The sequence below is a fragment of the Trujillonella humicola genome (assembly GCF_046233715.1).
GTDB lineage: Bacteria > Actinomycetota > Actinomycetes > Mycobacteriales > Geodermatophilaceae > Trujillonella > Trujillonella humicola.
Genome location: NZ_JBJNRJ010000021.1, coordinates 36,654 through 53,210, shown reverse-complemented (window position 1 = coordinate 53,210; position 16,557 = coordinate 36,654). Strand labels below are relative to the sequence as shown.

At 73.6% G+C, this 16,557-nt stretch carries 16 protein-coding genes; 6 read left to right on the top strand and 10 right to left on the bottom strand.

Going from position 1 to position 16,557, the window contains the following annotated elements:
• Positions 1–47 precede the first annotated feature (47 nt).
• The gene (locus ACK586_RS12830) at positions 48–395 is read left to right on the top strand and encodes an ArsR/SmtB family transcription factor (RefSeq protein ID WP_409330875.1); all 348 of its coding nucleotides are present in this window, start codon (positions 48–50) and stop codon (positions 393–395) included.
• A 59-nt stretch (positions 396–454) separates the two neighbouring features.
• Here ACK586_RS12830 and ACK586_RS12825 read toward each other — a convergent pair whose 3' ends face one another.
• From ACK586_RS12825 to ACK586_RS12810, 4 genes are all read right to left on the bottom strand, one after another.
• On the bottom strand, positions 455–1,045 hold the full coding sequence (locus ACK586_RS12825) for a nuclear transport factor 2 family protein (RefSeq protein ID WP_409330874.1): 591 nt from the start codon (positions 1,043–1,045) through the stop codon (positions 455–457).
• 58 nt (positions 1,046–1,103) lie between these two features.
• Positions 1,104–1,496, bottom strand: coding sequence for a nuclear transport factor 2 family protein (locus tag ACK586_RS12820; protein WP_409330873.1), 393 nt, complete (start codon positions 1,494–1,496; stop codon positions 1,104–1,106).
• A 47-nt stretch (positions 1,497–1,543) separates the two neighbouring features.
• Positions 1,544–3,196, bottom strand: a complete 1,653-nt coding sequence (locus tag ACK586_RS12815; protein WP_409330872.1) for an FAD-dependent oxidoreductase — start codon at positions 3,194–3,196, stop codon at positions 1,544–1,546.
• A gap of 122 nt (positions 3,197–3,318) precedes the next feature.
• Complete coding sequence (locus ACK586_RS12810) at positions 3,319–4,137, bottom strand: HpcH/HpaI aldolase/citrate lyase family protein (RefSeq protein WP_409330871.1); 819 nt, start codon at positions 4,135–4,137, stop codon at positions 3,319–3,321.
• A gap of 112 nt (positions 4,138–4,249) precedes the next feature.
• On the opposite strand from ACK586_RS12810, the gene ACK586_RS12805 reads away from it, so the two are divergent.
• The 5 genes from ACK586_RS12805 to ACK586_RS12785 all read left to right on the top strand — a co-directional run bounded on the left by ACK586_RS12805 (position 4,250) and on the right by ACK586_RS12785 (position 9,576).
• A complete protein-coding gene (locus ACK586_RS12805) occupies positions 4,250–5,209 on the top strand; it encodes a PDR/VanB family oxidoreductase (protein WP_409330870.1) in 960 nt (319 codons plus the stop codon).
• 90 nt (positions 5,210–5,299) lie between these two features.
• A complete protein-coding gene (locus tag ACK586_RS12800; RefSeq protein ID WP_409330869.1) occupies positions 5,300–6,922 on the top strand; it encodes a flavin-containing monooxygenase in 1,623 nt (540 codons plus the stop codon).
• A complete protein-coding gene (locus tag ACK586_RS12795) occupies positions 6,919–8,547 on the top strand; it encodes a bifunctional 3-(3-hydroxy-phenyl)propionate/3-hydroxycinnamic acid hydroxylase (RefSeq protein ID WP_409330868.1) in 1,629 nt (542 codons plus the stop codon). Before ACK586_RS12800 ends, ACK586_RS12795 begins: the two co-directional genes overlap by 4 nt.
• Before the next feature lie 175 nt (positions 8,548–8,722).
• On the top strand, positions 8,723–9,157 hold the full coding sequence (locus ACK586_RS12790) for an FAS1-like dehydratase domain-containing protein (RefSeq protein ID WP_409330867.1): 435 nt from the start codon (positions 8,723–8,725) through the stop codon (positions 9,155–9,157).
• Positions 9,154–9,576: a MaoC/PaaZ C-terminal domain-containing protein gene (locus ACK586_RS12785; protein ID WP_409330866.1), complete on the top strand. Its 423-nt coding sequence runs from the start codon at positions 9,154–9,156 to the stop codon at positions 9,574–9,576. The genes ACK586_RS12790 and ACK586_RS12785 overlap by 4 nt, the downstream gene beginning before the upstream one ends.
• A 21-nt stretch (positions 9,577–9,597) precedes the next feature.
• On the opposite strand, the gene ACK586_RS12780 is transcribed toward ACK586_RS12785, so the two are convergent.
• The 6 genes from ACK586_RS12780 to ACK586_RS12755 are packed head-to-tail and all read right to left on the bottom strand — an operon-like array spanning position 9,598 to position 16,555.
• Positions 9,598–10,800 carry an acyl-CoA dehydrogenase family protein gene (locus ACK586_RS12780; protein ID WP_409330865.1) on the bottom strand — a complete coding sequence of 401 codons (1,203 nt, stop codon included), beginning with the start codon at positions 10,798–10,800 and terminating at the stop codon, positions 9,598–9,600.
• Positions 10,769–11,923, bottom strand: a complete 1,155-nt coding sequence (locus ACK586_RS12775; protein ID WP_409330864.1) for a CaiB/BaiF CoA transferase family protein — start codon at positions 11,921–11,923, stop codon at positions 10,769–10,771. The genes ACK586_RS12780 and ACK586_RS12775 overlap by 32 nt, the downstream gene beginning before the upstream one ends.
• Positions 11,923–13,422, bottom strand: a complete 1,500-nt coding sequence (locus ACK586_RS12770; RefSeq protein ID WP_409330863.1) for an aldehyde dehydrogenase — start codon at positions 13,420–13,422, stop codon at positions 11,923–11,925. Before ACK586_RS12770 ends, ACK586_RS12775 begins: the two co-directional genes overlap by 1 nt.
• Before the next feature lie 13 nt (positions 13,423–13,435).
• Positions 13,436–14,590: an acyl-CoA dehydrogenase family protein gene (locus ACK586_RS12765; protein ID WP_409330862.1), complete on the bottom strand. Its 1,155-nt coding sequence runs from the start codon at positions 14,588–14,590 to the stop codon at positions 13,436–13,438.
• Between the two features lie 10 nt (positions 14,591–14,600).
• On the bottom strand, positions 14,601–15,782 hold the full coding sequence (locus ACK586_RS12760) for a CaiB/BaiF CoA transferase family protein (RefSeq protein WP_409330861.1): 1,182 nt from the start codon (positions 15,780–15,782) through the stop codon (positions 14,601–14,603).
• Complete coding sequence (locus ACK586_RS12755) at positions 15,779–16,555, bottom strand: enoyl-CoA hydratase/isomerase family protein (RefSeq protein WP_409330888.1); 777 nt, start codon at positions 16,553–16,555, stop codon at positions 15,779–15,781. Before ACK586_RS12755 ends, ACK586_RS12760 begins: the two co-directional genes overlap by 4 nt.
• Between the last annotated feature and the right edge of the window lie 2 nt (positions 16,556–16,557).

Below are 16,557 nucleotides of genomic sequence, written 5' to 3'. Positions count from 1 at the left end.
GCTGCGTGGAGTCGGCCCGCCGTCGGGCGGGTCGGGAGGGAGACCGGATGACCGGGCCGAACGTGATGCCGTCCGTCTTCAAGGCGCTCAGTGACCCCATCCGCTGGGACATCCTGCGGCAGTTCGCGGGCGTCGAGGAACTGGCCTGGAGCCAGCTCGAGGCGACCCTCGCGGTGTCCAAGCCGACCATCTCGTACCACATGAAGGCACTGGCCCAGGCGGGCCTCATCGACGTGCGCAAGCGGGGCCGCAACACCTACTACGTCCTGCGCCAGGGCGCCGTCGAGGAAATGGTCGACCGGCTGGGCGTGCTGGCGGGGGTGCCGTCGTCCGCCACGCCGGGGGGCGACGCTGCGCCCACCGCTGCACCTGTCGCGGCGATGCCCACCTGGTAGCGGGCCGGGACGACGAGGCCCTCCGGCCTCCTCGTCCCGGCCCCCACTCGGCCGCCGGGCTACTTCGGGTTGCGCTCGCCGAAATGGGCGTCGCGGACGGTCTTCAGCGGCACGACGTCGGTGCGGTCCAGCCACGACGGCCTCGCCGAGTGGCCCGCGGGGGGCCGGGCCCAGTCCACCCAGTCGCCCCAGTCCTGGCGGGTCAGCTTCTGCGGGTGGCCCGGGTCGAACTCCTCGACGGCGGCGGCGTAGTCCCGGGCGAAGCGCAGGGACTCGTAGGCGATCCACCAGTCCTCCTCGCGCGACCACTTGCCGTCGCCGGCGTAGGTGAGGATCTGCAGGGACTCGAAGCCGAACGGTTCGCCGCCGGGCCGCGGGTTGTCGGCGCGGTTCACGCCCTTCCAGACCACCCGCGACCCCTCGATGACATACCACATCATCGGCGTGTAGACGGCCGGTGCCTGCGACATCGTCCCGTCGAGGAACATCTCGATCTCGCGCGGTCCGTGGAACCTGCCCCAGTAGTGGTCCCAGTAGACGGCGTCGTCGGTGAACAGCTCCGACCAGGCCTTCCAGTCCTCCTGGACCGGCCCGGTCATGTAGTAGTGGCGGAACGCCTGCTCGACCTCGTCCCTGCTGAAGGCTGTCATCCGGTCCTTCTCCCTTCCCGTGAGCCGGTGCGAGCCGGCGTCGTCCGATCGGTCCGTCCTACGGCGCGTCGCGCATGGCCTCCTCGTCGAAGAAGACCCGCACCGACGTGATCAGCCCCGTGCCGTCCAGCACGAAGTGCGCATTGACCACCACCTCGACCGGCACCCGGTCGGGCACCGCGAGCCGCATCGTCGTGGTCGCCACGGCCTCGCCGGCGACCACGGTGACGCGCTCGAGCCGGAAGCCGAGCGACCAGGAGGCGGGCAGCACCTCGGTGAAGAAGGTGTGCAGCGAGGCGGAATCGGTGGCCACGACGCGACCGGCCGGGTCCTCGAACCGCAGGCTCGGGGCGAACAGCGCCTCCCGTCCGGCGAGGTCGCCGTCGGTGAAGCTGGCGTAGTAGCGGGCGACGACGCCCCGCACGTGCTCCGGCGGGACCGGTGACGGCACCGACGCCACCAGCCGGGCCAGGATCCGCCCGGATGACCGCGCGTCGATCACGGCGCCGGGGCGCCGGCCGGGGTGGCGGGGCTGTCGGCCGCGCGGTCGCGGTGGCGGGCGACCGCGTCCCCGGCGACGTACGCCAGGGTCATGCCGGCCCACAGGGTCGCGCCACCGCCGGGATAGCCCCAGCCGAGCGGGCTGGCCGCCACGTTGCCGGCGGCGTAGAGCCCGTCGAGCACGCCGCCCCGGGCCCGGCGCACCCGGCCGAGGGCGTCGGTCCGCAACCCGCCGTTGGTGCCCAGCGTGCCGGGATGGATGGGGATCGCGTAGAAGGGGCCGTCCCCGAGGGGGCGGATCTTCGAGCCGGCCATGCCGCGGGGACGGTCGAACGCGGGGTCGTTGCCCTCCGCCGCGTGTCCGTTGAACTCGGCGACGGTCTGCTCGAGCCGCGCGGGGTCGATGTCCAGGCGCTCGGCGAGCTCGCCGAGCGAGTCGCCGGTGGCCACCCAGTCCGGCACCGGCCCGTCGGGTCGCAGCGACAGGATCTGCTTGCGGGAGCGCAGCTCGTGGTCGAAGACCATCCACGCGGTCTCGTTGCGGAAGGCGGCGGTCGAGGGATCGAACTCGCCGAAGGCCTTCGCGAAGTCGTGGTACGGCGCGGCCTCGTTGACGAACCGCTCGCCGTGGGCGTTGACGATCAGCGTCCCGCCGGCTGCCCGGGCCTCGTCGAACGTGGGCAGGGGCCGGCCGGCCCGCAGGTCGCTCGGGTCCACCATGGCGCCGCTGCCCCAGTACGAGTGCATGCTCCCGAGCAGCGCTCCGGCCTCCATCCCCATGATGTGCCCGTCGCCGGTGTTGTGCTCGGGGCTGATCGGGAAGAGCTCGTAGCCGATGAACGCCGAGACCAGATCCCGGTTCCACTCGAACCCGCCGCTGGCCAGCACCACGCCGCGTCGCGCCCGGACGTCGACCGTCCCGCCGGCGGTCGCGCACCGGACCCCCTCGACCGCGCCGTCTCGGCCGAGCAGCTGCTCGGCCCGGGTCTCCAGGCGCACCTCGATGCCGCGGTCGAGGACGCCACGCAGCAGGGCCGCGACCAGCGCGCTGCCCTTCGTCCGGACGTCCTCGCGCTCCCGGCGGGCGAGCTCGTCGGCGGCCCGGGGGCGCTCGCCGAGGTCCTCGGCGAGCATGTTGCGGGCGACCTGCCCGCGGACGGCGACCTTGGTCTGGATGCGGTCGGCCCACTCGGGCAGCGCGGACCCGACGGGGAACGGCAGGGGCTCGCACGAGCGCCCTCCGGCCTTCTTGCCGGGGACGTCGTAGGCCGCGTAGTAGTCGGCGAACCGGGCCATGGCGGTCATGCGCAGCGGCGAGCGCTGCTCCAGGTAGGCCAGCATCTCGGCGCCCCGGTCGACGCACATCTCGAGGAGGTCGGGATCGGCGACGCGCCCCGACAGCCGCCGGACGTAGGCCAGCGCCTCTTCGCGGGAGTCGGTGAGTCCCACCTCCGGGAGGTGGTGGTTCAGCGGCACCCACACCAGCCCGGCGGAGACCGAGGTGCTGCCCCCGACGAGTGCGGTCTTTTCCAGGACCAGCACGCGGGCGCCGGCGTCGGCGGCCCGGATCGCCGCGGTGAGACCGGCAGCGCCGGTGCCCACCACGACCACGTCGACCGTCTCGGCCCAGCGGTCGGGTGCGGGGTCCATGCAGGCTCCTCCAGGCATCGGGGCTGGGCCCTGGGGCGGGCGTGTGGTCGGTCACACTATCTGACGTCTTCGTCACCTGACAGTCCTGTCACTCCGGCTGCGGCTCGGCGTCCGGCCCCTCGTCAGCCGCCGGCGCGGTCGACGAGGCGGCGGGCACGTTCGACGACGGGGCGATCGACCATGCGGCCGTCCACGCTCAGCACCCCCGCGTCCGCGTCCGCGTCGGCCGCCGCGGCGAGCACCCGGCGCGCCCAGGCGACGTCGGCGGGCGCGGGTGCGAAGACCGTGTTGACGGTGGGCACCTGGAGCGGGTGGATGCAGAGCTTGCCCCCGAACCCGAGCTCCCTGGCGCGGGCGGCGGCCGATCGGACGGCGCCCGTGTCGCGGGTGTCGACCGTGACGCCGTCGACCGGGGGTGGCAGTCCGGCCGCGCGGGCGGCGACGACCAGGGTGCTGCGGGCGTACCGGAGGGCATCGTCGGTCTCGGCCGCGTCGATGTCGAGGGCGTAGTCGATCGAGCCGAACGCGAGACCGCTGACGCCGGGACATCCCGCGACGGCCGGCGCGCGGAGGACCCCCGCGGCCGACTCCACCAGGGCGAGGACCCCGCTCCCGTCGGGGAGCGACTCCGCGATCCGGCGCAGCACGTCGGGGTCCTCGGCCTTCGGCACCACGAGGCCGCGGAGCCCCGGCCGGCGGGCGAGTGCCGCCAGGTCGTCCCCGTGCCACGGCGTGTCCACGGCGTTGACCCGCACCCAGGCTCGACCACCATCGGTCAGCCAGCGCGCCGCCGCGGTGCGGGCGGCCTCCTTGGCGGCCGGAGCGACGGCGTCCTCCAGGTCGACGATGACCTCGTGGGCGCCTGCGGCGGCGGCCCGGGCGAAGCGCTCGGGTCGGCTGCCGGGGACGAAGAGCCAGGACGCCGCGCTGTGACCGGTCACGAGTGCGCGCCTCTCCCGGCCGGCCTCGCCGACAGGAACAGGTAGATGATTGCATCCATGCTGCCGACGGTCTCACGTCGGTCAACGGGCGTTCGACGAAGAAGGGGCAGCTGTGCACAGCACGCACGACGAGGTGGACCTGCGTCTGACGATCTCGCGCCGGGAGGAGGTCGCCGACGGTGTCGTCGCGCTGGAGTTGCACCGCTCGGACGGCGCTCTCCTCCCCGAGTGGGCCCCCGGTGCCCACGTCGACCTGACCGTGGCTCCCGGCGTGGTGCGGCAGTACTCGCTGTGCGGGGACCCCGCCGCCCGCGAGGTCTGGCGGATCGCGGTCCTGCGCGAGCCCGCCGGTCGGGGGGGCTCGGCGCGGGTGCACGAGCGCCTGCACGCCGGAGACGTCGTCGACGTCCGCGGCCCTCGTAACCACTTCGCCCTGGAACCCGCGCAGCGTTACGTCTTCGTCGCCGGGGGGATCGGCATCACGCCGATCCTGCCCATGGTCGGCATCGCTGCGGCCACCGGCGTGCAGTGGGAGCTGCACTATGGCGGGCGGACCGCCGCGACGATGGCCTTCCGGGAGGAACTGGCCGCGTTCGGCGCCCGCGTACGGTTGTACCCCGAGGACGAGTTCGGGTTGATGCCGCTCGAGGACGTCCTCGGCGCGGCGGGCGAAGGGACGGCGGTCTACTGCTGCGGCCCGGAGCCGCTGCTGCGGGCGGTGGAGGTCGTGTGCGCGGGCCGGCCGGCGGGAACGCTGCACGTGGAGCGGTTCGCACCGAAGGAGCAGGGGGCGCCCCTGCTGTCCGCGGCGTTCGAGGTCGAGCTCGCCGCCAGCGGCCTGACCCTGACCGTTCCGCCCGACCGGTCGATCCTCGAGGTGGTCGAGGAGGCCGGGGTCGAGGTCCTGTCCTCCTGCCGGGAGGGCACCTGCGGAACGTGTGAGACCGACGTGATCGAGGGCGACGTCGACCACCGGGACAGCCTCCTGGACGAGGAGGAGCGGGCGGCTGACGCGACGATGTTCATCTGCGTCTCGCGTGCGGCCTGCTCACGTCTGGTCCTGGACCTGTGAGCCCTGCGCGATCGGCCGTCGGCCAGACGTGCCCGGATCCCACGCGCACCGGGGTGACGATCTGACACTACGTCTACTAGGATCCCGGACGTGGCCGACGGAGTCGAGGTGGACGTCGTCGTCGTCGGAGCGGGGTTCGCCGGCCTGTACGCCGTCCACGACCTGCGCCGGCGCGGATTCCGCGTCCGGGCGTTCGAGCGCGGGGACGGGGTGGGCGGCACCTGGTTCTGGAACCGCTACCCCGGGGCGCGCTGCGACATCGAGAGCATGGAGTACTCGTACTCCTTCGACGAGGACCTCCAGCAGGAGTGGACCTGGTCGCGGCGGTACCCCACCCAGCCGGAGATGCTCGCCTACGCCGAGCACGTCGCCGACCGCTTCGACCTCCGGCGCGACATCACGTTCGGGACGAACGTGACCGGCGCCCTGTACGACGAGCGCCGCGACGTCTGGACGGTGGCCACCGACGGCGGGGAACAGGTGACCACCCGGTTCCTGGTCCTGGCCACCGGCGTGCTCTCCGCCACGCGCGTGCCCGAGTTCCCCGGGCTCGAGCGCTTCCGCGGCGAGGTGCACCACACCGCCCGCTGGCCGGTCGGCGGTGTCGACGTCACCGGCAAGCGGGTCGGCGTCATCGGTACCGGCTCCTCGGGCATCCAGGCGGTGCCCCAGCTGGCGGCGCTGGCGGCGCGGCTGACCGTCTTCCAGCGGACGGCGAACTACAGCATCTCGGCCGAGAACGACGCGCTCACCGAGGAGCAGATCCGCGAGACCAAGCAGAACTACGCGGCGCTGCGGGAGAAGGCCCGCCGGTCGTTCACCGGGTCGACGACGCCGATCCACCGGCAGTCGGCGCTGGCGGTCTCCGCGGAGGAGCGCCACGCGCAGTTCGAGGAGCGCTGGCGCCTCGGCGGCTTCCCCTTCCTCGGCTCCTACGACGACGTCATGCGCGACCTCGACGCCAACGCGCTGGCCGCAGAGTTCGTGCGCGGGAAGATCCGCTCGATCGTCCGGGACCCCGCGGTGGCCGACCTCCTGACGCCGACCGACCACCCGATCGGCAGCAAGCGGATCTGCGTGGACACGGACTACTTCGCCACCTACAACCTGGACCACGTGCGGCTGGTGAGCGTGCGCGAGCGGCCGATCGCGGAGATCACGGAGACCGGCCTGCGGACCGGCGACGAGCATCACGATCTCGACGTCCTGGTGCTGGCCACCGGGTTCGACGCGATGACCGGCTCGTTCACCCGCATCGACATCCGCGGTCGCGGCGGGCGGACCCTGGCGCAGAAGTGGGCCGAGGGCGCCAGGACCTACCTCGGCGTCATGACGGCCGGCTTCCCCAACCTGTTCACCCTGACCGGGCCGGGCAGCCCCGCCGTGCTGTGCAACATGTTCCTGGCCATCGAGCAGCACGTCGACTGGGTCGGCCGCCTGCTGACGACCATGGCCGAGCAGGGGCACGACGTCGTCGAGCCCACGGTCGCCTCCGAGGAGGAGTGGACGGCACACGTCGACGAGGCCGCGGACGGGACGCTCTACAAGCACGCGAACTCCTGGTACGTGGGGTCGAACGTGCCCGGCAAACCCCGCGTCTTCCTGCCCTACGCCGGTGGCGTGGGCCGCTACCGCAAGATCTGTGACTCGGTCGCCGACGACGGCTACCGCGGCTTCGTGCTCGGGCGGGCCGGAGCCGGGGTCCCGGCGTGAGCGACCGGGGGAGCGGCGTGCAGATCGAGGCCGACGTCGCGATCGTCGGAGCCGGCCCCTGCGGGTCGACGCTGGCCAACCTGCTCGGGGTCGCCGGGGTGTCGACCGTCGTGCTCGACCGCGAGCCGGGGGTGACCCCCTATCCCCGGGCGGTCGCGATCGACGACGAGTCGCTGCGCACGCTGCAGACCGCCGGCCTGGTCGATCAGGTGCTGCCGGACCTTATCCAGAACGCCCCCATCCGCTATCACAGCTCGAGCGGGCGGGTCCTCGCCCACATCCGGCCGAGCGCCCAGCCCTACGGGTGGCCCCGCCGCAACCTCTTCTTCCAGCCGTTGCTGGAGAGGTCGCTGCGGGTCGGCCTCGACCGGTTCCCCGACGTGCGTCTGCTTCCCGGTACCGAGGTGACCGGCCTGACCCGGACCGAGGACGAGGTCGTGCTGACGGCGACGGGCCCCGACGGCCCGCTGACCGTGCGGGCCGGCTACGTCGTCGGTGCCGACGGTGGCCGCAGCTTCGTCCGGGAGAGCGTGGGCATCGACCTGGTGGGCTCCACTGCGCCGAGCCGCTGGCTGGTCGTCGACGTCGAGGGAGATGCACTCGAGTCGCTGTACTCGGCCGTCTACTGCCACCCCGAGCGCCCCACCATGACCATCCCGCTGCCCTACGGCTACCGGCGCTTCGAGTTCAAGCTGCTCCCCGGCGAGGACGAGCAGGACATCGTGCGGGACGAGCGCATCCTCGGCCTGCTGCGCCCCTACTACCCGGGCCTGCCGATGCCGACCATCTACGGGCGGCGGGTGTACTGGCACCACTCCCGGATCGCCTCGACGTTCTCCTCCGGCCGGGTCTTCCTGGCCGGCGACGCGGCGCACCTGCAGCCGCCGTTCTTCGGGCAGGGCATGAACTCCGGCCTCCGTGACGCCACGAACCTCGCATGGAAGCTGGCTGCCGTGACCGGCGGGCGCGCGGCGCCGCAGCTGCTCGACACCTACGACGAGGAGCGCCGGGATCACGCCTGGGCGATGGTGTCCTTCGCGACGCGCGTCGGCAGCATGTACCAGCCCCGCAACCGGGCCACCGAGGTCGTGCGGGACACGGTCTTCCGGGCGGTCCAGGTGATCCCCGGGGCCCGCGAGTACATCCTGCAGATGAAGTACAAGCCCGCACCGCGCTACGAACGCGGCGTCGTGGTCGACGCGGCCGGCGACAGGGGCTCGCCGGTCGGCCGGCTCTTCGGCCAGCCCGTCGTCGAGGACGCGGGCGGCACCCGGCGCCGGCTGGACGACGTGCTGGGCCCGACGATCGCCGTCCTGGGCCTCGCCGGCGACCCGGAGGCCCACCTGTCCCCGGAGAGCCGGAAGGTCCTGGACCGGCTGGGCGCGACCGTGTGGGCGGTCGCGCCTCCGCGGCCGGGCCGGCGAGCGTCGACGAGCGCCCCCGCCGACACCGGGCCGGGCACGCTGTTCGACGTGACGGGCGCGTTCCGCGACATCCGGCTGGACCGGCCGCAGGACGAGGTGCTGGTGCTGCGCCCGGACCGCTACGTGGCCGCGGCGTGCCCCCTCGCCGACCTGGACCGGGTCGTCGCCACGCTCGACCGGATCATCGCTCCACCCCGCTGAGACGCGCGCCGCCGGCTGCGCCCCGCGCCCGCGAGCGGTGTTGCGCCCGCCCCACGGCGTGTACATGATGTCAGAAGTTCTCGGCGCGACGATCGCGCCGAGTCCTGGGACCAGGCGGCGGAACAGCCGCCCGTGGAGGGGCGACCCCGGCCTCCGCGACAGAAGGGGGAGTGGCGTGAGCACACCGGTGGGCACGTTCGGCCCCGAGTGGGACGTCGTGGTCGAACGCGGCAAGATCCGCGAGTTCGCCGCGGCGATGCAGTGCGACCTGCCCGCGTACCAGGGGGCCGACGCGGTCGTCCCCCCGACGTTCCTCGCGTCCGCGGGGCTGTGGGCGCCGGAGGGCGCCCGGATCGGTCACGGGTTCGACCGGCGCCGGCTGCTGCACGGCGAGCAGGAGTACCGGTTCCTGGGCCCGGCGCCGCGCGCCGGACAGGTCCTGCGTGCCCGCGACCGTGTGGAGGACCGATACGAAAAGCCGGGCAAGCGCGGAGGTGTCATGCGCTTCGTCGTCATCGTGACCGAGTTCCGCGACGAGTCCGGAGAGCTGGTCGCCGAGGCGCGGGCCACCTACATCGAGACGGCGAAGGCCGCGAAGGAGGACGCGTGACCGGGACGGCGCAGGGCGACCTCGCGGTGGGGACCACCGCGCCGCCCCGGGACTACGGCCCCCTCACCACCCGGGACTTCGTGCGCTACTCGGGGGCCTCGGGCGACCTGAACCCGATGCACTACGACGACGCGATGGCGCGCTCGGCCGGCTACCCGTCGGTGTTCTCCCAGGGGATGCACGTCGCCGCGCTGCTCGCCGGCTACGCGGTCGAGTGGCTGGGCGCGGAGGAGGTCCGCCGCTTCGGCGTCCGGTTCCGCACCCAGGTCTATCCCGGGGACGTGCTCACCTGCACGGGCCGGGTGACGGCGGTTGAGCCGACCCCCGAGGGCCGCCTGGTCACCGTCGAGCTCGAGGCGGGCGTGGGCGACAAGGGCGCCGCGGTCTCCGGGACCGCGGACTTCCTGCTGCCCGGCTGACCCGGCCCTCGGCGGTGGCGGTCAGCGCAGCAGGTCCCGCGCGACGATCATCCGCTGCACCTCCGACGCGCCCTCTCCCAGCAGCTTGACGCGCAGGTCGCGGAACCACCGCTCGACGGGCATCTCCTGCGACAGCCCCATGGCGCCGAACACCTGCATGACCCGGTCGACCACCCGGAAGGCCGTCTCGGTCCCGAACACCTTGCTCACCGACGCGTCGACCCGGACGTCCCGGCCGAGGTCGGCGTTCCAGGCCGCCTGGTACACCAGGAGCCGGGCGGCACGCAGTTCGATCTCGCAGTCGGCGAGCGTGAACTGGATCGCCTGCTTGTCCGCGAGCGGTCCGCCGAACACGCGTCGCTCCTTGGCCCAGTCGACCGCCATCCGCAGGGCGGCCTGGGCGATCCCGATCGGCCCGGCGGCGTAGACGATGCGGCCGTGCACCAGGAACCCGCTGGCAAGCGCGAACCCCTCTCCCTCCGCGCCGATCCGGTTGGCTGCCGGCACGCGGGCGTCGGTGAAGTGCAGCTCGTAGGGGGAGAAGCTGTTCATGACGCCGATCGGCCGCATCGTGAGCCCGGGCGTGTCCCGCTCGACCACGAAGCAGCTGATCCCGCCGCGCGCGTCGGCGGCTCCCGTCCGGGCGTAGACGACGCCCCAGTCGGCCGTCCCCGCGTGCGAGATCCACATCTTGGTGCCGTTGAGCACGTAGTCGTCGCCGTCGCGCTCGGCGCGGCACCGGATCGCCCGGGCGGGATCGGAGCCCCCGGAGGCCTCGGTGATCGCGGTGTAGGCCTTGCCGGCCCGGCCCTCGACGATCGGCCGGCCAAACCGTTCCCACTGCTCCGCGGTGGCGCGGAACAGCACGCTGGGCGGATTGCCGCCGAACGCCCCGCCGGCGGGGAAGTACGCGCCCATCCGGCACGCGGCGGCGGCCTCGGCGACGACGACCTGGCCGAGCACAGACAGCCCGGCGCCGCCGAACTCCTGCGGCGTCGCGAGCGCCCAGAGGCCGAGCTCCCGCGCCCGCTCCTGCAGCCGGGCGAGGTCGTCGGCGGGCATGCCGGCGCTGTCGTGGGGGAGTCGCTCCTCGATCGGGCGCACCTCGGTGTCCACGAACCGGCGCACCGTGTCGCGGAGGAGGACGAGCTCCTCGGGGAGCTCCCAGGCGCCGGTCGGGAGGTCCGACTCGTCAGCGGCTGGGGTCGGGGGCGCGATCGCCACGGAGGTCTCCTCGGTCGGACCAGGCGTCGAGCACCGCGGCGAGGTCGGCCGGCGGGGACGCGGGGGTCGGGGTCGGTGGTGGTGTGCGGGAGAAGCGCGGCGCCGGGGCCGGCTGCGGCACGCCGGCGACGTCGACGATGGTCCTGCGGGATGCCAGGTGGGAGTCCTCGGCCGCCTCGGCGAAGGACAGGACGGGGGTGACGCACGCGTCGGTGCCGGCGAAGACCTCGGTCCAGGCCGCCCGGGTCCGGGAGGCGAATGCGGCGGTGAAGGCGGCGCGCAGCCGCGGCCAGCCGGCCCGGTCACCCTGGGCGGGGAGGGTGGCCGGGTCGAGTCCGAGCCCCTCGAGGAGAGCGGCGTAGAAGTACGGCTCCAGGGCGCCCACGGCCATGTGGCCGCCGTCGGAGGTCGGGTAGACGTCGTAGAACGGAGCGCCGGAGTCCAGCCGGTTCGTGCCCCGCTCGTCGTTCCAGGCGCCGGCCGCCCGCAGGCCCCAGATGGCCGACGCGAGGCTGCTGGTGCCGTCGACGATCGCCGCGTCGATCACCTGGCCGGCGCCCGACCGCTCCCGCTCCAGCAGCGCGGCGAGCACGCCGAGGGCCAGGTAGAGCGATCCGCCGCCGAAGTCCCCGACGAGGTTGAGCGGAACGGTCGGCGGTGCGCCGGCGCGGCCGATGGCCGCCAGGACGCCGGTCACCCCGACGTAGTTGATGTCGTGGCCGGCCGTCCGGGCCAGCGGCCCGTCCTGGCCCCACCCGGTCATCCGGGCGTAGACCAGCCGCGGGTTGACGGCCGCGCACCGGTCCGGGCCCAGCCCCAGCCGCTCCATGACACCCGGCCGGAACCCCTCGACCAGGACGTCGGCGCGGGCCACCAGTGCGAGGACGGCGGCCCGGCCGGCCTCGTCCTTCGCGTCCACCTCGACCGGCGTCCTGTTCCGCGCCGGCAGCCGACCGCCGTGGGACTGCCCGGCCGCGGCCGGCCGCTGGACCCGCACCACGTCGGCTCCCAGGTCGCCGAGCAGCATGGCGGCGTGCGGTGCCGGTCCCATCCCGGCCATCTCGACGACCCGGACCCCGGCGAGCGGGCCTCCGGTCGCGGGCACCTCGACTGTGCCGGGCATCAGCCGAGCGTGAACGGGTCCCGGCTGGCGCCGGTGAGCTCGACCCACACGGCCTTGGTCTCGGTGTAGTCCAGGACGGCGTCCGCGCCGTTCTCCCGGCCGATCCCCGACAGGCCCACGCCTCCGAAGGGCACCTCGGGGGCGACCACCCGGTAGGAGTTGACCCAGACGGTGCCGGTGCGCAGCCGCGCCGCCACGCGGTGGGCCCGCTGGACGTCGCGCGTCCACACCGAGCCGGCCAGGCCGAACGGGGTGTCGTTGGCCTGCGCCACGGCGTCGTCCTCGTCGGTGAACGTGTTCACCGTCAGGACCGGACCGAAGATCTCCTCGGACACGGCGCGGGCGTCGCGGGGGAGGTCCCGGAGCACGGTCGGCTGGACGAAGTACCCGCCGAGCTCGGCCACCGCCTCCCCGCCGCACGCGACGACCGCGCCCTGCTCCTTGGCCGCCACGAGGTGCTCGAGCACCTTCGCGTACTGCCGGTCGTTGGCAAGGGGGCCCATCTCGGTCTCCGGCGCGCGCGGGTCGCCGATGACGATCCGCTGCGTCCGGTCGACGATCCTCTCGACGAGCTCGTCGGCGACGGAGGCGTGGACCAGCAGCCGGGAGCCGGCGAGGCAGGTCTGGCCGGTCGCGGCGAAGATCCCGGAGATGACCCCGCTGGCCGCGGCGTCGAGGCCGGCGTCGTCGAACACCAGCTGGGCGGACTTGCCGCCCAGCTCGAGGGTCACCCGGGACAGGTTCTCGGCCGCGGCGTGCGCCACGGCCTTCCCGGTCTCCGTCGAGCCGGTGAAGGCGATCTTGTCGACGCCCGGGTGCGCCGCGAGCGCCTTGCCCGTCTCGGGGCCCCAGCCGGTCACGACGTTGACGACGCCGGGTGGGAACCCGGCCTCGACGACGAGCTCGGCCAGAGCGACGGTCGAGGCGGGGGTGTAGTCGCTGGGCTTCACCACGACGGTGCAGCCGGCGGCCAGGGCCGGTGCCAGCTTCCAGGTGAGCAGGAGCAGCGGCGAGTTCCACGGGGTGATGGCCGCGACGACGCCGACGGGCTCGTGCCGGGTGTAGACGAGGAAGTTCGGCTTCCCGGTCGGGATGACCTCGCCGGCCAGCTTGTCGCTCAGCCCGGCGTAGTACGTGTACCAGGAGGCCAGGCCGCGCATCTGCCCGGACATCTCCCGGAGCAGCTTTCCGCCGTCGCGCACCTCGATCTCGGCCAGGGCGTCGGCGTCCCGCGAGATGAGGGCGGCCAGCCGGCGCAGCAGCTCGCCGCGCTGCGGCGCGGTCATGCCGCCCCACGGCCCGCTGAGAGCGGCGCGAGCTGCCGCCACCGCCGCGTCGACGTCCTCGGCCGAACCGTCGGCCACCCGCGCCCACGGCGCCCCGGTGAAGGGGTCGAGGGATTCATAGGTGCGCCCGGAGGCGGCCGGGACCGCCTTCCCGCCGATGTGCAGCGAGTACTCGGCCAGCTCGGCGCCGGTGCGCTGGGCGGTCGTGGTCATGATGCCTCCTCGGTCACTGGTCGAGCCCGCCGCGCTTGACGAGCTGAGCGGCGATGACGTTGCGCTGGATCTCGTTGGTGCCCTCGCCCACGATCATCAGGGGGGCGTCGCGGAAGTAGCGCTCGACGTCGAACTCGGTGGAGTAGCCGTAGCCGCCGTGGATCCGGACGGCGTCGAGCGCCACCTGCATGGCCATCTCGCTGGCGAACAGCTTGGCCATGCCGGCCTCCATGTCCGCCCGGCGGCCGGAGTCGTACACCTCGGCCGCGTGCAGGATCAGCTGCTTCGCAGCGGTGATCTTGGTGGCCATGTCGGCGAGGTAGTTGCCGATCGACTGGTGCTGCCAGATCGGCTTGCCGAAGCTCTCCCGTTCCTGGGCGTAGCGCAGCGCGTCGTCGAACGCGGCCCGGCCGACGCCGAGGGCGCGGGAGGCGACCTGGATGCGGCCGGTCTCCAGCCCCTTCATCATCTGCCCGAAGCCGAGGCCCTCCACCCCGCCGAGGAGCGCGGACGCCGGGGCGCGGTAGCCGTCGAAGGAGAGCTCACAGCTCTCCACGCCCTTGTAGCCGAGCTTGGGCAGGTCGCGGGAGACGGTGAGCCCCGGGCCGTGCTCCACCAGCAGGATCGAGATGCCGGCGTGCTTGGGGGTGGCGGCGGGGTCGGTCTTGCACAGCAGGGCGATCAGCTGCGACCGGCGCGAGTTGGTGATCCAGGTCTTGGCCCCGTTGACGACGTACCCGTCGCCGTCGCGGCGGGCGACCGTGGTCATCGCCTGCAGGTCCGAGCCGCCGCCGGGCTCGGTCAGCGCCATGGTGGCCCGGACCTCGCCGGTGGCCATCCGCGGCAGGTACCGGTCCTTCTGCTCGTCGGTGCCGTAGGCCAAGAGGAGCTTGGCGACGACCGTGTGCCCCCCCATCGCGCCGGCCAGCGACATCCAGCCGCGGGCGAGCTCGGCGGTGACCAGCGCGTAGCACGGCATCGACACCGACGCCTCGCCCCACGGCTCGGGGATCACCAGCCCGAAGATACCGAGCTGCTTCATCTGCTCGATGAGCTTCTCGGGGTACTCGTTCGCGCGCTCCAGGTCGCGCGCGACCGGCCGGACCTCACGGTCGACGAACTCCCGGACTGTCGCGATGACGTCCCGTTCCTCGGCGCTGAGTTCCATGGGTTCCTCCTCAGATCACGCCGTCGGCGCGCAGCCGGGCGATGTCGTCATCGGTGCGCCCGAGCGAGCGCAGCACCGCGTCGGTGTGCTCGCCGACGGCGGGCACGGGGTCCATCCGCGGGACCGCCCCCGCGACGTCGGCCGGCGGCCGCAGGGCCCGTACGGGGCCGCCCGGGGTCTGCACGGTGCGCCACCGGTCCCGGCCGGCGAGCACCGGGTGGTCGAGGAACTCCCGCACCGACCGGAGTCCGGCGTGCGCGACGCCCGCGTCGTCCAGCGACGCGACGACGGCGGGGGTGTCCAGGCGGGCGAGCCGCTCCCCGACGATCGCGTTCAGCTCGCAGCGGTGGGCGACCCGGGCGGAGTTCCGGGCGAACCGTGGGTCGACGGCGAGGTCCGGGTCCGCCAGCACGACGCTGCAGAAGCGGAGCCACTCGCGGTCGTTCTGCACCGCCACGACGACGTCGTCGCCCGAGGCGGTCCGGTACGGGCCGTACGGCGCGATCGTCGCGTGCTCCGCCCCGACGCGGGCGGGGGAGCGGCCGCCGTACTCGGTGTAGTACGCGGGGGAGCCCATCCACTCGGCCAGCGCCTCGAACAGCGACACCTGCACGGCCGGGGCCGGGCCGCCGCCCGCGCGCTGCAGCAGCGCGGTCAGGATCCCGGAGTAGGCGTACATGCCGGCGGCGATGTCGGCGACGGAGATGCCGACCTTCACCGCCTCGCCGGGTGGCCCGGTGAGCGACATCAGGCCCGACTCGGCCTGGACCAGCAGGTCGTAGGCCTTGCGCTCAGCCCACGGGCCGTCGGCGCCGTAGCCGGAGACGTCGCACACGACCAGCCGCGGGTGCCGGGCCTGCAGCTCCGCTGCCGACAGGCCCAGGCGCGCGGTCGCCCCCGGGGCCAGGTTCTGCACGAACACGTCGGCGCCGCCCAGCAGCTCCTCGAGCACCGCCCGGCCGGCGGGGGACTTCAGGTCCAGCGTCACCGACTCCTTGGACCGGTTGAGCCACACGAAGTAGCTGGACTGGCCGTGCACGGCCTCGTCGTATCCCCGGGCGAAGTCGCCGGCGCCCGGCCGCTCCACCTTGACGACCCGCGCGCCGAGGTCGGCGAGCTGGCGCGTCGCGAAGGGCGCCGCCACCGCCTGCTCCAGGCTGACGACGGTGAGGCCCGCGAGCGGACCGGTCACCGCAGCCGCTTCTCCCGGCGGGGGGCCTTGTGGATGCCCTTCTCCCGGCCCACGTTGCCGATCTGGGGGTAGGACATGCCGTGCCGGAGCGCGATCGACGGCGGCTGGTCCAGCGCCTCCCAGATCGCCCGCACGGTGCCCTGGATGGACTGCGGCCGGCGCGCGGCGATCCCGGTGGCGAGCATGTGCGCCGTCGGCCACAGGTCCTCGCGCGCGACCACCTCGGTGACCAGCCCGAGCCGCAGCGCGGTCGCGGCGGTCAGCCGCTCCTCGTTGCCCATCAGCGCCCAGCGGAGGACGTCCCCGAGCGGGACCCCGCGGCGCATCAGGCCGATCGGCTCCAGCGCGGACACCATGCCGCCGTTGGCGTGCGGGTCGAAGAACGTGGCGTCCTCGGAGCAGATGATGATGTCGGCCTCGTTGAGGAAGTACATCCCGCCACCGGCGGTCATCCCGTGCGCCGCGGCGATCACCGGCTTCCAGACGCGGTGGTGCTTGGGGCCGAGGAGCTCGCCGGGATCGTCCTGGTTCCAGACGTTCAGGTCGTTCCACCACGGGCCCTCGTCCATGTCCAGGCCGGTGCAGAAGGCCCGGTCACCGGCCGCGCGGACGACGGCGACGTGGATGTCGTCGTCGTCGCGGACGCGCGCCCACACCTGGCCCATCTCCACGGTCATCGTCCGGTTGAAGGAGTTGAGCTTGTCCGGCCGGTCGAGCGTGATGGTCGCGACGTGGTCCTCGACGTCGAGGACCAGCGTCGTCAGTTCGGGCATGG

Bases quoted from the DNA above. Each gene is read 5' to 3' on its own strand.
- ACK586_RS12830 (WP_409330875.1), top strand. From the start codon at position 48: ATGACCGGGCCGAACGTGATGCCGTCCGTCTTCAAGGCGCTCAGTGAC.
- ACK586_RS12825 (WP_409330874.1), bottom strand. From the start codon at position 1,045: ATGACAGCCTTCAGCAGGGACGAGGTCGAGCAGGCGTTCCGCCACTAC.
- ACK586_RS12815 (WP_409330872.1), bottom strand. From the start codon at position 3,196: ATGGACCCCGCACCCGACCGCTGGGCCGAGACGGTCGACGTGGTCGTG.
- ACK586_RS12775 (WP_409330864.1), bottom strand. From the start codon at position 11,923: ATGCCCGGCACAGTCGAGGTGCCCGCGACCGGAGGCCCGCTCGCCGGG.
- ACK586_RS12770 (WP_409330863.1), bottom strand. From the start codon at position 13,422: ATGACCACGACCGCCCAGCGCACCGGCGCCGAGCTGGCCGAGTACTCG.
- ACK586_RS12765 (WP_409330862.1), bottom strand. From the start codon at position 14,590: ATGGAACTCAGCGCCGAGGAACGGGACGTCATCGCGACAGTCCGGGAG.
- ACK586_RS12755 (WP_409330888.1), bottom strand. From the start codon at position 16,555: ATGCCCGAACTGACGACGCTGGTCCTCGACGTCGAGGACCACGTCGCG.